This is a genomic window from Enterococcus sp. LJL51, assembly GCF_049894025.1.
Classification (GTDB): Bacteria; Bacillota; Bacilli; order Lactobacillales; family Enterococcaceae; genus Enterococcus_L.
In genome coordinates this window covers 1-16355 of the sequence record NZ_JBNEQE010000023.1, presented here as the reverse complement: position 1 = coordinate 16355, position 16355 = coordinate 1, and the positions used below count along the sequence as shown (strand labels likewise).

8 protein-coding genes are annotated in these 16355 nt (G+C 39.7%); 2 read left to right on the top strand and 6 right to left on the bottom strand.

Annotated elements, in window-relative coordinates; translation table 11 throughout:
• Positions 1-151: 151 nt before the first annotated feature.
• Positions 152-790 carry a VanZ family protein gene (locus ACPWSO_RS16270; protein WP_426084642.1) on the top strand — a complete coding sequence of 213 codons (639 nt, stop codon included), beginning with the start codon at positions 152-154 and terminating at the stop codon, positions 788-790.
• A 111-nt stretch (positions 791-901) separates the two neighbouring features.
• On the opposite strand, the gene rpmG is transcribed toward ACPWSO_RS16270, so the two are convergent.
• The 5 genes from rpmG to ACPWSO_RS16245 form a co-directional block, all read right to left on the bottom strand.
• On the bottom strand, positions 902-1051 hold the full coding sequence (rpmG, locus tag ACPWSO_RS16265) for a 50S ribosomal protein L33 (protein WP_426084641.1): 150 nt from the start codon (positions 1049-1051) through the stop codon (positions 902-904).
• Between the two features lie 127 nt (positions 1052-1178).
• Positions 1179-3317 carry a peptidoglycan D,D-transpeptidase FtsI family protein gene (locus tag ACPWSO_RS16260; protein WP_426084640.1) on the bottom strand — a complete coding sequence of 713 codons (2139 nt, stop codon included), beginning with the start codon at positions 3315-3317 and terminating at the stop codon, positions 1179-1181.
• A gap of 407 nt (positions 3318-3724) precedes the next feature.
• Positions 3725-5662 (bottom strand): threonine--tRNA ligase, encoded by a 1938-nt coding sequence (gene thrS, locus ACPWSO_RS16255; RefSeq protein WP_426084639.1) that lies wholly within the window; start codon positions 5660-5662, stop codon positions 3725-3727.
• A 573-nt stretch (positions 5663-6235) separates the two neighbouring features.
• A complete protein-coding gene (locus ACPWSO_RS16250; protein WP_426084638.1) occupies positions 6236-6415 on the bottom strand; it encodes a 2-hydroxymuconate tautomerase in 180 nt (59 codons plus the stop codon).
• A gap of 262 nt (positions 6416-6677) precedes the next feature.
• A complete protein-coding gene (locus tag ACPWSO_RS16245; RefSeq protein WP_426084637.1) occupies positions 6678-8174 on the bottom strand; it encodes a L,D-transpeptidase family protein in 1497 nt (498 codons plus the stop codon).
• Positions 8175-8584: 410 nt separating this feature from the next.
• Here ACPWSO_RS16245 and ACPWSO_RS16240 point away from each other — a divergent pair, with 410 nt between their 5' ends.
• Entirely contained in the window at positions 8585-9166 is a 582-nt protein-coding gene (locus ACPWSO_RS16240) for a YdcF family protein (protein WP_426084636.1), read from the top strand.
• A gap of 71 nt (positions 9167-9237) precedes the next feature.
• Here the strand turns inward: ACPWSO_RS16240 and ACPWSO_RS16235 are convergent.
• Positions 9238-16355, bottom strand: a 7118-nt coding sequence (locus ACPWSO_RS16235; protein WP_426084635.1) for an isopeptide-forming domain-containing fimbrial protein, incomplete at its 5' end; no start/stop codon positions are given.

The following is a 16355-nucleotide window of genomic DNA, read 5'->3' as shown; positions in this document are numbered from 1 at the left end:
TGTCTCAGATCTTTTTTTGTCTTCCTCTAGCTTTACTTACTTTTTCAGCGTACCTGTTGTTATTCATTATAGGAGAACTCCTACTAGAGGCGGATTTTTAACGAGAAAAATTTTGTTATCCTTATATATGTAAATAGAAAGGAGGATACTTATGGAAGCACAACAGCTTACATTTTTTGATGCATTAATGGACTTATTTATCGTGAACCCCATATGTCTTATCGGAGTCATTATTCTAGCAGGATTACTAATTTGGAGCTTAAAAGGGGAGCAAGTTTCAACCAAAATAAGCGTTTCTTTAGCTTCTTTATTATTGTTGTATTATTTATTCATTTCCTTAGTCAATGTTTTTGGTATCGCAACGCTTAGGGATTTTTCAAGACTTGGAGATTTAGGTGAATCTGTTTTTAATCCTAACATTGAACTAATCCCTTTTACAGATGGTTTTAGTCTTAGCTTTCTTCTAAATATTGTTGCTTTTATGCCGATTGGCTTTTTATTGCCGTTTATTAGCCCCGCTTTTAAGAATATAAAAAAAGTTATCTTATCAGGCCTACTACTTTCTCTCACAATCGAAATTAGCCAGCTGTTTACCTTGTATCGCGCAACAGATATTAATGATTTACTGACCAATACCTTAGGCGTCTTACTAGGTTATTGCTGTTATCTTTTGATTGCAAAGCTATTTCTAAAAAATAAAAAAGACCTTAGCTCAACAAATAAGCGCCTGCAGCTTTTACCGCCAGTTGTTTTACTGATTGGTTTTCTAACCATATTCTTACTTTTTTAAAGTTTTTTTCACCCTAAATGATGTCCTTACAGCAATTTTTAGCTGAAAAATACTTATCCCATAAAAAAACAGGCAGCCTTCTGCAAAGGCTGCCTGTTTTCTACTAAATTCTTATTTAGTTTCACGGTGTAAAGTAACTTTTCTTTCACGTGGACAATATTTATTCTTTTCCAAACGATCTGGATGGTTACGTTTATTTTTGCTTGTAAGGTAGTTGCGTTCTTTACAAGAAGTGCATTCTAAAGTGATGTTTACGCGCATTTCTATTCCCTCCTATACTGTATTCATTTGATCCTAAGATGTTTCTTAGCCTTAGATATCATACCATGATTTATTCTTAATTTCCAGTCCTTTTATCAAATTTGTAAAGGAGAACTACTTTACAAAATTATTGCTTATACATTTCGACATAAGCATTGATGATATCCTTAGCAAGGTACTGATTCATTTTATAGTTTTCAGCTGTATTGCTTATATTAGGCAAAATCACACTTACCGCAAGCTCAGGATCCTCATACGGTCCATAAGCAATGACATTACTGTTAATCGTTTCATGCAGCTCGCCCGTTTTTTCATCCTTGTAGAACGTTTCAGCCGTACCTGTTTTAGCAGCAATCGGCATGTTCGTATCACTCATATATTTACCAGTTGTAAAATTATGATTCCCATAGACTACATCATGAAATCCTTGTTGAATCAGCTTCATTTGGTCCGCACTGATATCCACTTCGTTTAAAAGCTTTGGCTGTGTTTCTTTTACCAGTTCACCTAATGTACCGTCTGGATTATTACCATAAATCCCCTGAACCAGATAAGCAGCCATCCGTTTGCCGTCGTTTGCTACAGTTCCTACATATTGTGCCAGTTGCAAGGCTGTATAAGTATCATACTGACCAAAGGACAAATCAAGCAGGCTACCCGCACTTGGCGGATCCTGATACTCCCCTTTGAAATCCGTATTGACAATACCAGTTGATTCTCCCGGAAGGTCAATCCCGGTGGAGACTCCCATGCCATACTCGCCATAGGCTTTTCTCAAAATATCAAACACTCTTGAATCACCAGTATTGTAAGGAACACTCATCCCATAACTGTATTCAGTACCCAGCATTTTGAACACCAGCTGCATCATATACGCATTCGAAGAGTATTCCAGTGCTTGTTCAGCAGAAATTGGTATCTTATTATTCAGTAACTGGTTGAAGTTCGAAGATTTTAAGCCGCTCCCGCCAATTTGAATGGGCTCATCAATAAGTACTTCATTTCCTTGAATCACACCCGATTGATAGCCGGCAGTAAGTGTTGCTCCCTTAACGACCGATCCAGGTACAAATGCATCACTGACCGCACCTAACGGATTAGCTGTCAGCTCTCCTGTTTCAACATCGCGGTTAAATCCAACTAATGCGCGAATTGCTCCGGTTTTAGGGTTGGTTATTGCTACATATACTCCGCCGGAATAAGGTGCATTGCCGCTGGCTACCAGCTGTTCATAATGGGACTTAACAACTTCTTCTGCCTTCTTTTGAAACTCCAAATCTATTGTCAGTTTAATATTTTGTCCTTTTTCACCTTCAGATACCAACGTCTGGCTGGCTACTTTTCCATCACTGCCAAGAACAATCTCAGATTTTGATTTGATTCCTTGTAAAACAGACTCATATTGTTTTTCTAGGTAGCTGGTTCCCACCCGATCATTTCTAGCATAACCTTTAGCGAGATATTCATCCGCTTCTTCAGCCGGCAAACCAGCTTTTTCTGTTGAAATCGTTCCAAGAATACTTCTAAGCTCTTCTCCCTGAGGATATTCTCTCGTCCAGTCTGTCCCCGTAGAAACCCCGGGAATATCCGCTATATTTTCACCAATAACCGCTACTTCTTCATCTGTTACTCCTTCACTCTTGATAAAGGTTGTATTCAGCTCTGAAACAGCGCTCATCCGTTTAAAGATAGTCGCAGCTTTAAGAGTTTTTTCGTCGAAATTAATTTCTTCAGGCGTCACTTTTTCTACAGTTAAGGCGTATAGCGTTCCCTGATCAGTAATCACATTTCCTTTTTCGTCTTTCTTATCTTCATCAGTCAGGCGCTCCTGTGCCGCTTTTAGATGCTCTTTATCCGCTAACCAGAAATCTTTTTTATCACGTTCGGTTAATTCATCAGCAGGAACATCTACTAAACTGTTCACACGATTCGCAATCTCTAGAAGATCCGCTGATTGAACATTCTTCCCTCGAGTATAGGTAATTGCCAAATTAGATTTATTGCTGACCAGAACCGCTCCTGAAGCATCATAGATTTCTCCTCTGGGCGCACCGCTTTGAACAACTAAATCAGAGCTCTGAGCAATTCTCTCTGAAAAACTGGTTCCTTCTGCAATTTGCAGATAAGCCAGCCGTACAATTAAAGAAACAAATAAACCGAAGATTACAAAAAATAATAGGTTTAAGCGAAAAGGGATATGAGATTTTCTGGCCTTATATGTACTAGGTTCTTCCTGTGTCTTTTTCCATTTATCTAAAAAATTCATTTTTTATCGTTATCCTTTCAAGTAGAAAAGTCCTGCCTTCTATTCTAACGAAAAATTAGAGAAAATCATAGTCAAATCAGCAAGCTTAAATAAATTATTTATTTTTCTTAAAACATTTTTTATCCAGAAATTTAGGAATAGTCTATTGCTCTGTATCAATCAGCATTACTCAGGACATTTTTAGACCTTTTAGGCAAAACGGATTGCATCTCCTACATTTTTCGAGATTTTCCTCATCTTAGTTATACCAAGATGAGATAGAAACAACTATTCATCTAGTTTTGTTTTTTAATTCAAATAAACGACAAGACAAAAGTATCTCACTCCTTTTTATTTCTCAGAGTTAAATACCTTTGTCTTGATTTTTTATTTAGTTAGTTGTAGTAGCTAAATAGAGAGCTTCAGCACTAACGGCTAAAGTTTTTAACTTCTGCTGCCATGCTTTCAACAAAAATATTTAAATCTTCGATAGCTGTTTCCTTGCTGCCGTATCGGCGGATGTTGACTGTTACCTCAGCAACCTCCTTATCGCCAACAACGACCTGGTAAGGAACTTTTTGTGTTTGAGAAGCGCGGATTTTGTATCCCATTTTCTCATTACGGTCATCCACTTCTACTCTCAACCCTTCTGCTTGAAGCCGTTCCTTAATTTCATAAGCATAGTCTGAGTGAGCATCAACAGAAACCGGAATAATCGTTGCTTGGATTGGCGCCAGCCAAGTTGGAAAGGCACCTTTATAAACCTCTGTCAGATAAGCAACAAAACGCTCCATTGTTGAAACAATTCCCCGATGGATAACAACCGGACGATGCGTATTTTCGCCATCTTCACCTACATAAGTCAAATCAAAACGCTCAGGCAGTAAGAAATCAAGCTGGATTGTTGATAATGTTTCTTCCATTCCAAGTGCTGTTTTAACCTGTACATCCAGTTTTGGACCATAAAAGGCTGCTTCGCCGTCAGCTTCAAAGTAGTCAAGCTCCATTTCATCCATAGCCGCCTTCAGCATTGTCTGAGCCTTTTCCCACATTGCATCATCATCAAAATATTTATCTGTATTATTAGGATCACGATAGCTTAAACGGAACCGGTAATCAGTAATATTAAAATCTGCATATACTGCTACCATCAACTCCAATGTCCGCTTGAATTCTTCTTTAATTTGGTCTGGACGAACAAAGGTATGTCCGTCATTCAAAGTCATTTCACGCACACGCTGTAGACCTGATAAAGCGCCGGATTTTTCATAGCGGTGCATCATACCCAACTCCGCAATCCGAATTGGCAGTTCACGATAGCTGTGGATATCATTTTTATAAACCATCATATGGTGAGGACAGTTCATCGGGCGTAATACAAGCATTTCACCGTCTCCCATGTCCATTGGCGGGAACATATCTTCATGATAGTGGTCCCAGTGTCCAGATGTCTTATACAAATTCACGTCAGCCATAATTGGTGTGTACACATGCTGATACCCCAGACTAATCTCTTTATCTGTGATATAACGTTCAATTGTGCGACGGATAGTTGCTCCTTTAGGCAGCCAAAACGGTAAGCCGGAACCAACCTCTTGAGAAATCATAAATAAATCTAATTCTTTTCCTAATTTACGATGGTCTCTTTCTTTCGCCTCTTCCCGCAGCTTAATAAACTCTTTCAAGTCTTTCTTATCAAAGAATGCTGTTCCATAGATCCGCTGCATCATATGGTTATCAGAGCTTCCACGCCAGTAAGCACCTGCTACTGACAACAGCTTGAACACTTGTATTCTGCCAGTTGAAGGAACATGTACACCTCGGCATAAATCAACAAAATCTCCCTGATCATAGACCGTTATCACTTCATCATCCGGCAGTTCGCTAATCAGTTCAACCTTGTAAGGATCATCAGCGAACAATGACAAGGCTTCTTCCTTCGTTACGACCTTGCGTACGATTGGATTGTTTTCCTTAACAATCTTCATCATTTCAGCTTCAATCGCTGGCAAATCTTCTACAGTTACCGGCGATTCACCATTATCTGTATCATAATAAAAACCGCTATCAATCGCTGGTCCAACACCAAACTTGATATTAGGAAACAGGCGGCGTAAAGCATTCGCCATCAAATGTGCAGTTGAATGGCGCAGAATACCTAGCGCATCTTCATGATCTGGCGTAACAATTTCAATCGTTCCATCCTCTTCGATTGGCCGGTCCAAGTCGATAAGCTCCCCATTAAACTTTCCTGCCAAAGCCTTTTTACCTAAACTATTACTAATGCTTTTAGCGATTTCCAGTGTAGAAATGCCAGCCTCAAACTCTTTAACTGCTCCATCTGGAAAAGTAATTTTAATTGTCATTTTTTCTTCCTCCTTAAACTATTCATGATTGAAAAGAATCGTTTCACTTAAGATATCTCTATTCACTTTTTGATTAGATGAAACGAGGACTCAGATTACTGAATCTCCGTTTAAATTAGCTTTAGAACTTCAAGTTCAAGAGCTCTTCGCTCGCCAAGTACTGTTCATCATCTACTCTGGCTTTGCCAGTCGTAGTGATTCACAGCAAAAAATCCTAGTATCTGCAAACAGATACTAGGACGAAAAGTTCGTGGTTCCACCTAATTTTAAATAAAGCAAATAAGCTCTATTCCTCAAAAAGTATTAACGGTTCAACCGCCTTTGTTTCAACAAAGGTTTCAAAAGTGGTCATCCCCTGCACTAGTCTGGAAAAATTTCAGCATGATTTTCCTCTCTGTTAAGACTGTTCTCAAGTTCAGTTGTCTTTTTCTTCAATCAATTATGTTTTAATTTAATCACTTCTCTAAGTAAAAAGCAAGCCTTTACTTTGGCAATTTCTTTTTCAATGATTAAAAATGATTGGTTCCCGCAAAATAACCTGTTGGCTCGTCCTATTCAATTGATTTCAGCGTATTACTTTTTCCAAGCTCCTCCTTGTGCATAGCGCCCTTTCTTCATCTCATTCACAATTACATGAATATTCTGCTCTGGTGCTCCAGTATTTTTGGAAACCACTTCTGTAATTTCCTTAACCATATTGGTCAGCTGCTCTTCACTACGTCCTTCGACTAATTCAACGTGGATAAACGGCATATCATTTCCTCCCATAGATTTATTCAACTATTTCTTTCATTTCAAATATTATACTCTAAAACTTAATTTTAGTATTGTAGTTTGATACTACTGTAGCAACAGGATTTCCAGATTAGTTGAGAGAACAGCTTTTTAGTATGAGGTCATCAAAAAAAGAACCCAAGTCCTCTGTACCGACCTCTAAAAGTTAGATTTTCAGGTCTAACTTTTTAGGGTCACTACAACACGCTACTCAGGTTCTTTTAAGCTATTATCCTTTTATCTATACTGGTGTGCCGTAATCCACAGGCTTATCAAACTCACCAGGTGCATCATCATATATGTGTCCGTAAATGATAACCGGCATTCCTGGATAAGAAGCCGCAAATATCTGTGCCATTGCTTCTCCGGGAGTATTGATACAGCCGTTGCTGCCAAAGTTTGTTTTGTAAGCTTCCTTATTTCCAAAGTATTCTGCCTTGTAGTCCGCATCATGAATACCAATTTGTGTAACTACTCCGCCATAACTCAACAGCGGCATCCAGTAATTAACAGGTACACTGTATTCTGAACCATCCAACATTGAGCCTTCCAGATTTGTATCTGTATCTTTGTAAAGAATAGTATGGAATCCTGGCACAGTTGCCGTTCCTTTATTATAACGTCCAGTGATTACAGATGTTTCAACTGTTTTCACACCATCTTGAAAGAAGTACATCATTTGATTGTTTAAATCAATCTCTACATAGGTTTTATTCACCACTGTGGATTGGTTCACATCCCCATCAATAACTGCAGCAACTGCCTCTTCTGCATTAGCACTTTCTAACGCTTGAACAATTAAGTTAGCTGTTTCAGCGATATTTATCGACCAGCCATAACTGCCATTATTTTTGAACTGTCTAGTTTCTCCATGGACATTTGTAAAAGTAATTGGCAATGAGCTGGAAGAGTATTCCGGACTAATCGCAGTAACCCAAGCTTCAACTGCTGCTGGATCGACATTCCCTTCATCATTGATAAATCCCTGTTGTGCTTCTTTAGGGATTTCCAGTGACTTATCATTAATAGTCAGCGTAACTTTTTTATTTTCTTTTTGTGACAGCGTAGTCAACTGATTTTTTAACTCTTCACTACTCTGAAGCACAGCTGGTTTTTGATAAAAATCTTTTACACTATAACTATAATTCCCAGAATTTTTTTCTACATCTGTAAGAATCTTATTTTTAAGAGCTTCTTTGTCAACGATTGTACCATACTGTTCTGGAACAATTTGAAAGCCTGTATCCAAACGTTGAATATGAGCATCCTGACTTGGTGTTCCTTCTGCAAATGTCAACTCGTCCAGTTTTGTGCTAAGTTCACTTTTAAAGGAGTCATTCACTGGAAGATTGATTGCTTGTTTACTAATATTTTTATTCAAAAATTCTTCTGTGACACTGTATTTTTCCGGAAGCTGGATGGTATGTTTTTGTCCATCAGCCAATTCTATCGTGATTTCTTCCGAACCATTAAGCTCTTCTAGTTTCTTTTGAGCAGCTTCAACATTTAACCAACCAATATCTACGCCGTTTGCATTTGCCGTAGGTAAAAAATGCGACTGAAAAAAGATAAAACCAACTAGTAAAATACCTGTAAAAACAGTAATAGCAGCTATCAAAGGTACCGCTATTGACTTTCTTTTAGGCTTTCCACTTTTAGGAACTTTCGGTTTTTGAGTATTTTTTGTTTGAGTCTGCTGATTCCTAGCAGAACGAGTAGTTAAATTATTTTCATCCATTTTATCTATCTTCCTTTTTTAATTATCTATAACAGAGAACATAAACATCAGCTATTTTAAACTTATCCGTTCATTTTCCTATGACCTACACATTTTTCTATTCTACCATAAATAGATGAACTATCGTAGTATTTCTTTGTGCATTTTTTTAATTTATTAGGAAAATATTATTAATTATTATCACGTATCGCTTAATTCTTAACTACCTGTTACTCAAGCATATAAGAATCTATAGACAATTGCTACTTATATGCTTGAATCTTCTTAACCCTTTTCACAATCTTCTTGTTTTTTAATATTGAAAACTAAGAGATTCTAAAATTGTTAAAAATTTACTTAAACCCTTTAAAAATCCCACTATTTTAAACTAAAATACTCTAAACTAAAAATTGGAGAAAGAAGGAGATAACATGAAAAAAATTAGGTTCTTTTTGTTATTTATGATCATTGTTGGCATTTTATATACTGGTTCACTATTTTTTATGATTTTAAAAGGTACAAAAGAACAGCCGGCTAATCAGCCAGACACCATACTGATTTTAGGCGCACAGGTCAGAGGCTCCAGTAAAGAGACCGCTTATCCCAGTACGGTTCTGACAGAGCGTCTGGACACAGCTTTACCTTTCATAAATAAAAATCCTAACTCAATCATTATCGTATGTGGCGGACAAGGAGCAGATGAACCCGATTCTGAAGCAAATGTTATGGCTGATTATTTGATTGACAAAGGAATTGATGCTGACCGACTCATCAGAGAAGATAGTTCTACCCGAACAAAAGAAAATATAGTGAACGCCCAGAAAAAAAGAGAGCTGGGAAAAACAGTTATTGTTACAAGTGATTTTCATATCTACCGTTCAAAGCTGTTGGCTCGTCGATTAGGAATTAAAGAGATTAGCGGTTTACCTGCCGTTTCACATTCTTCAGTTACACCCAATATGTATTTAAGGGAAATTATTGCTTTGGGATATGCGGTCATTTTTGATTGGTAATGTTAGGTGCTTTATTAGTATAAACAAAGAGCTGTAAGAAATGAGTTCATTTCTTACAGCTCTTTTTACCATTATTTTTTCACAGCTTTTTTATTCTTCCCTTGAAGATACATCCCAACTGCACTTACCAGAAGTAGATAGCCCAGCATAGAAACTGTTGTCTCCTGCTCTCCTGTGTTCGGAAGTCTGCGGGTAGGGCTTGCGCTTCCTGTAGTATTCGTGCTTGGCAATAAAGTTGTACTGCCTGTATTAGGCAACGTGATGCCAGGGTTACTAGGATTTGGATTTGGTATTACTGGTGTATTGATTTCTTTTCCTGTCACAGTCACACTATCTTGACTTCCTACAGGATTGCCCAGTTCATCCTGACCAGTCACATTGGCAATATTTACAATTTGCTGTTGATGCTGTATACCTGTAGCCTTCACTTTAAAGCGAATATCCCAAACCTCACCTGCTAACATTTCTGCCCTGCTGTAGGTAAAGGTATTATCAGACCAGTGAAGCTCATCAGTAACTTCTTTTCCATCTACTTTTGTTGAACCACTAACATAGACAAGTCCTGCCGGCAGCTGATCCACCACTCGCGGATTGATGACTTTTCCACCTGGGATTGTATTGTTGCGCACAACTAGACGGTACTCAAATTCTTCATTCAAGCCAATTGTTTTATCTGCTTCTTTTCCAAAGTCTGTGTCATTTGCTGTCTTCACACTCTTTTCCAAACTTAAATCAGGTGTGGTTACAGCAGTGATTACGACATCATCTTCATCTGTATGCTGCGTACCGTTTACATCACTTCCAGAAACAGAAGCAAGGTTTGGTATATCGCCTACCTTGTTTACAGTTACAGTAAACTCAATCGTCAGCTTTGTACCTCCGGCAAATGGCGATGGTAACGGATAAGTTAGTTCATTATTACTCCAAACCTCGTCACTGATTAGCTCTCCATTCACCTTAGTAGTTCCGGCTTTATAAGTCAGACCCTCCATCAATGTGTCCATTACAATTCCGTTGTATACATTGCCAGTACCAGCCTCACCGTTAGTTACAACCAGGCGATACGTTACATCGTTCCCCTGCTTAACTTTAGTATTTCCAACAACTGATTTGGTAATCTGCGGATCTGCTGGTTTATAGATAGTCACTTCATTTGAAGGAATCTTAGGCGTAGAAGTTTCTGTCTCACCATACGATGGCACCTTCCCTTCCACATGCCCAATGTTTGTACTAATTCCTTGAGAAGCTGCTGTTACTGTTACATCAAAGCTAATTATCTTACTGCTGTTTTCCTGCAGCGTGCCAATATCCAAAGTCAGCTGTTGACCAGAGATATTGCTGTTTGAAGCAAGATTTCCATCAATTGTTAAGGTACCCGGAACAAATATCAACCCTTCAGGGATTGCATCTGTAACTGTTACATTCTTCACTTCAGAAAGCTCTTGGGTAATATTTTCAACAATTAGGTTGTACTTAATTACTGTCCCAACAGCAACAACCTGAGTATGCAGATCCAGCGTATTATCCGCTGACTTAACTTCTTTAGTAATCTGCAGTTCTCCCGGACCGCGAATCACTGCCACCTCTGCATTATCTGAATCTTGATATGTCGTTACAGCGTCACTGTCAGTTCCAGATACCTTAGCGGTATTACGAATAGTTCCTAACTGATCAGAAATAACTCGTACCTTAAAGGTAATGGTAATTGTTTCTCCCCCTTTGAATTCTGCCGGAAGGGCATAATTCAACGTGTTGCCAGACCAGCCGGCTTTACTGTCAGTCACATTTACTCCGTCTACTTTTGTTGATTTTTGCACGTATTCTAATCCCGTAGGCAAAGTATCCGTTACTGTCCCCGCGTGTAGAGAACCCGTTGCATCATCAAGTCCATTTCGAACAATCAACTGATACTCGAATTCTTCCCCATTAATTACTTGTGGAAGATCATCACGGCTATTTCCAGCTGTATCAAGGACTGTTTTCTCAATAGTAGGAGCTGGTTTTTTATGATTTACCACATCATCTTGGATTTCATCAAGTGGATTCCAATTTCCCGCCAAGTCAGCAACACTACCTATGGCTGTAGCAATATTCTCTAAAGCCCCCTTGGCAGCTGCTGTCACTTCAACATCAAAAGTAATTGTACTTGTTTGACTTTCCAAAAGGTTTCCTACATTAACTTTTAAAACCTGACCACTAACCAGGTTGTCTGGTCTCGTCTGATTGTCTACTTTTAATGAGCCTTTTTGATAAATCAATCCTACTGGAATGTCATCCTTAACAATGACATCTCTGACTTCGGATGGATCTGTTATTGTATTTTTAACTACAACTGTATACGTAATAATATCGCCTACAGATACTATTTTATTGTCAATATTTGCACCGTTCTTACTTACTGTTTTTTCTAGGGCAAGTTCCCCCGCTGTCCGAACAGTCGTAATATCTGCTGAGTCATCGTCTGTATACGTTTGACCATCTGCATCTTCTCCAGATACATCTGCTATGTTGATAATAGCTCCCAGCGTATCAGTCTCAACTCTAACTTTAAATTCAATGGTTACAGCTGCACCGCCCTTCATAGGTGTCGGCAAGGCCACGCTCAAGGTTTCACCTGTCCAGCTGCTTTCTGCGATTACTTGGTTATTTACCATAGTTGTATTCGGCACATGACTTAATCCGACAGGCAGAGCATCTGTTACCACTCCATCAATCAAATCGCCAGTGTTTGTGCCGCCATTTGTTACAACTAAGCGGTAGGTTACTTCCCCGCCTTTGATTGTCGTACCATTTGTCGGCGAAACAATTGTTTTCTCAATCATCGGTTCTGGTGCTCTGTGAACAACCACCTCGTTTGATGGTTTTTCCGGCAAGGTTTCAACTGGTTCTCTTGGATCTGGTGTAACTGCTCCCGTTACTACTGCTTGATTAATACTTGATACTTCAGAGGCATTCGTGACTTTTACCAAGAAACTAATTGTCGCACTCTGCCCTTCTGTTAACTCTTTGTTCAGGGCTACTTCCAGATTTTGTCCGGAAATGTTTGGATTTAAAACAGCCTGCCCATCGATTTCCAAAGAACCTGTTTGATAAAGCAGTCCTGCTGGAATAGTATCCTTAACAAGAATATTGCTTACTGTAGAAGGTTCTGTCGCTGTATTCGTTACAACTAATGTGTAGCGAATAACATCATCCACCTGAACAATCTTGTCATTCAAATCAATTGCACCTGCTTCATCCAAAACAGCTTTCTGAATGTTCAATGCACCTGCCCCGCGAACAACATCTATATCGGCATCATCTGTATCTGTATAATCAGTCGTTCCATCACGGTCTTCACCAGTTACCTCTGCATTGTTCTTAATAATGCCTAGCTCACTGACAGTAGCTGCATACAATACTTCTACCTCAAAGGTAATCACTTTGGCAGCTCCACCAGCGAATTCTGCCGGTAAAGTATACGTAAAGCTATTTCCGTTCCAAACCGCTGCTGCATCAGAAACTGGCACTTGATCAACTTTTGTTGTATTCGGAACATAGCTTAGACCTGCTGGCAAGCTATCTGTTACTGTTCCATTGTATAACGTACCTGTTGTACTTGCCGTTCCATTAGTCACAACCAGCTGGTACGTAAAAGTATTTCCTTTCGCAAGCTGTTCAGTCGCTGTAGCTACTTGACCATTCTTTGTTAATACATCTTTTTCAATCTTGGGTTCCGGCTGTTTATGGTTTTCTACATCATCTGTCACTTCATTGGATGGCGTTTCATTTCCATTGACGTCTGTCACTTTTCCGACTGCAGAGGCAACATTGACAACAGACCCCTTCGCATCAGCAGTTACTTGAACATCAAAAGTGATTTCACGCGTCTCGTTTTCCTGTAGAGAACCAATTTCCACACTCAGATCTTGTCCAGTGACTGAACTATCCGGTGTAGACACACCATCAACCTTCAGTGTACCTGCCTGATAAATTAAACCTGACGGAATCACATCTTTAACCGTGATAGCCTTCACTTCTGATGGCTCAGCTACGATATTTTTTACAACAATTGTATACGTAATAATATCGCCAACGGCCACTACTTTATTATCAATATCTACAGTACCCTTGCTGACAGCTTTGGTTAAAGCTAATGATCCTGGTTTTTTCATTGTAGTAATGTCAACGGTATCATCATCAGTGTAATTTCCCTGACCGTTCATATCCTGACCAGAAACCTCTGCTGTGTTTGGAATCACTCCAATAGTTGTTGTATCTACTTTTACTTTAAATTCAATGGTTGCAGTTGCTCCGCCAGCCATTGGTGTCGGTAAAACAGCAGTTAATGCTTCACCCGACCAGCTGCTTTCAGCAACAGGACTTCCATTTAATGTTGTTGTGTTAGCAACATGCTTTAACCCTGCTGGTAAACTGTCAGTAACTACGCCGTTTGTCATCGTACCCGTATTTGCATCACCGTTTGTTACAACCAAACGATAAGTTACTTCATCACCATTCATAACAATGCCATTTGCAGGCGTAACAACTGTTTTTTCAATTGTCGGATTCGGTGCTCGGTAGTTCAGCACCTCATCATCATCGGTACTATCGCCTTCTGTACCATCTGGGTAAGTGACCTTACCAGTTACATCGGCGATATTGGTAATTTCACCTTTTGCTGTTGCTGTCACCTTAACCTTAAATGTAATTGTCTTCGTTTCATTTTCCAACAGTGTACCAACATTGATACTCAAATTTTGTCCTTGAATATGACTGTCCGGATACGCTGTACCATCTACAGCTAAGCTGCCTGCTTGATAAATCAATCCCTCTGGGATTGCATCTGTGATTGTTACTTCACGCACTTCGGATGGATCTGCTACTGTATTTTTCACAATCAGTGTGTATTCGATAACTTCATCTACACCGACCACTGACTGATTGCCTACATCTACGGATTTCTCCAGTGACAATGCTCCTGGTTTTCTTACCGTTGTAATATCGGCAGTGTCATTGTCTGTATAATCTTTTCCAGTTGTCGGATTTCCGTTGCCGTTGATGTCTTTTCCGGCAACGACTGCTGTATTTGGAATCACACCAATGAAATCTGTTTCCACTGTTACTTGGAACTCTATCGTCGCTGTTGCACCACCTAGCATTGGATCTGGCAGAGTCACAGTTAGATTTTCCCCATTCCAGCTGCTTTCTGCTACTACCTTGCCATCTATCGTGGTTGTATTTGCCACATGAACAAGACCTGATGGTAAGCTATCCGTTACTGTTCCAACTGTCAGTGTCCCTGTTTTGGCGTCACCATTGGTGACTACTAAGCGATACGTTACCTTATCGCCTTTTCTCACTTCACCGCTGGCAGGACTAACCACTGATTTTTCAATCGTTGGTGCTGGTGCTTTATGCGTAACCACTTCATTTGATGTTTCTTCAATCGGCTGATTTGGTTCTCGTGGATCTGGTGTTATTTCTCCCGATGCAATCCCTTTGTTCACACTACGAACAGCGGATACATCGGTCACTGTTACGAGGAAGCTAACAGTTAAACTTTCGTTTTCCTGAAGCGTTTTTCCAGTATTAACAATTAATTTATTGGTTCCATCTACATTTCCTGTAGCTAGCTGTCCATCTACTGTTACAGAACCAGAAACAAAATCGAGTCCTTCCGGTAATTGGTCAGTCACAACAACATTCTTCACTTCTGAAGGTGCTGTTTCTGTATTCTTGACAATAATCGAGTAGCGAATCGTTTCGCCTACCTGTATTACCGTATCATGTAAATCTGTGGAGCCTGCTTGATCCAGTACTTTTTTCTCAACAGCTAGTGTACCTGGCCCATGAACGATTTCAACCTCTACTGTGTCTTCATCTTTATAATCAGGTGTCCCCGATTTATCTTCTCCTGAAACCTTCGCTGTATTCGGGATAAGCCCTAACGCTGCACTAGCCTCTACTTCGACTTCAAAGACTAGCGTAATCGTTTCACCACCCTTGAATTCTGATGGTAAAGCATAAGTCAGTTCATTCCCGCTCCATCCTGCTACTGAATCTGAAACAGGAAGCCCATCTACAACAGTCGAATTTTGTACATATTTAATTCCAGCTGGCAGTTTATCTGTTACTGTTCCGTTGTACAGGCTACCTGTTGTATCAGCTTGGCCATTAGTAATAACTAGTTGATACTTGAAACGGTTGCCATTCGTCACCTGTTCTGTAGCTCCGGCAACTTGGCCATCTTTTGTTAACACGTCTTTTTCAATTTTTGGTTCCGGCTGCTTATAGTTCAGCACCTCATCATCATCGGTACTATCGCCTTCTGTACCATCTGGGTAAGTGACCTTACCAGTTACATCGGCTATATTGGTAATTTCACCTTTCGCTGTTGCTGTCACCTTAACCTTAAATGTAATTGTCTTCGTTTCATTTTCCAGCAGTGTACCAACATTGATACTCAAATTTTGTCCTTGAATATGGCTGTCCGGATACGCTGTACCATCTACAGCTAAGCTGCCTGGTTGATAAATCAATCCCTCTGGGATTGCATCTGTGATTGTTACTTCACGCACTTCGGATGGATCTGCTACTGTATTTTTCACAATCAGTGTGTATTCGATAACTTCATCTACACCGACCACTGACTGATTGCCTACATCTACGGATTTCTCCAGTGACAATGCTCCTGGTTTTCTTACCGTTGTAATATCGGCAGTGTCATTGTCTGTATAATCTTTTCCAGTTGTCGGATTTCCGTTGCCGTTGATGTCTTTTCCGGCAACGACTGCTGTATTTGGAATCACACCAATGAAATCTGTTTCCACTGTTACTTGGAACTCTATCGTCGCTGTTGCACCACCTAGCATTGGATCTGGCAGAGTCACAGTTAGATTTTCCCCATTCCAGCTGCTTTCTGCTACTACCTTGCCATCTATCGTGGTTGTATTTGCCACATGAACAAGACCTGATGGTAAGCTATCCGTTACTGTTCCAACTGTCAGTGTCCCTGTTTTGGCGTCACCATTGGTGACTACTAAGCGATACGTTACCTTATCGCCTTTTCTCACTTCACCGCTGGCAGGACTAACCACTGATTTTTCAATCGTTGGTGCTGGTGCTTTATGCGTAACCACTTCATTTGATGTTTCTTCAATCGGCTGATTTGGTTCTCGTGGATCTGGTGTTATTTCTCCCGATGCAA

What these genes read in the sequence shown, in the direction of transcription:
- ACPWSO_RS16270 (WP_426084642.1), top strand. Translation starts at nt 152, where the DNA reads ATGGAAGCACAACAGCTTACATTTTTTGATGCATTAATGGACTTATTT.
- ACPWSO_RS16250 (WP_426084638.1), bottom strand. Translation starts at nt 6,415, where the DNA reads ATGCCGTTTATCCACGTTGAATTAGTCGAAGGACGTAGTGAAGAGCAG.
- ACPWSO_RS16240 (WP_426084636.1), top strand. Translation starts at nt 8,585, where the DNA reads ATGAAAAAAATTAGGTTCTTTTTGTTATTTATGATCATTGTTGGCATT.
- ACPWSO_RS16245 (WP_426084637.1), bottom strand. Translation starts at nt 8,174, where the DNA reads ATGGATGAAAATAATTTAACTACTCGTTCTGCTAGGAATCAGCAGACT.
- rpmG (WP_426084641.1), bottom strand. Translation starts at nt 1,051, where the DNA reads ATGCGCGTAAACATCACTTTAGAATGCACTTCTTGTAAAGAACGCAAC.
- ACPWSO_RS16260 (WP_426084640.1), bottom strand. Translation starts at nt 3,317, where the DNA reads ATGAATTTTTTAGATAAATGGAAAAAGACACAGGAAGAACCTAGTACA.
- thrS (WP_426084639.1), bottom strand. Translation starts at nt 5,662, where the DNA reads ATGACAATTAAAATTACTTTTCCAGATGGAGCAGTTAAAGAGTTTGAG.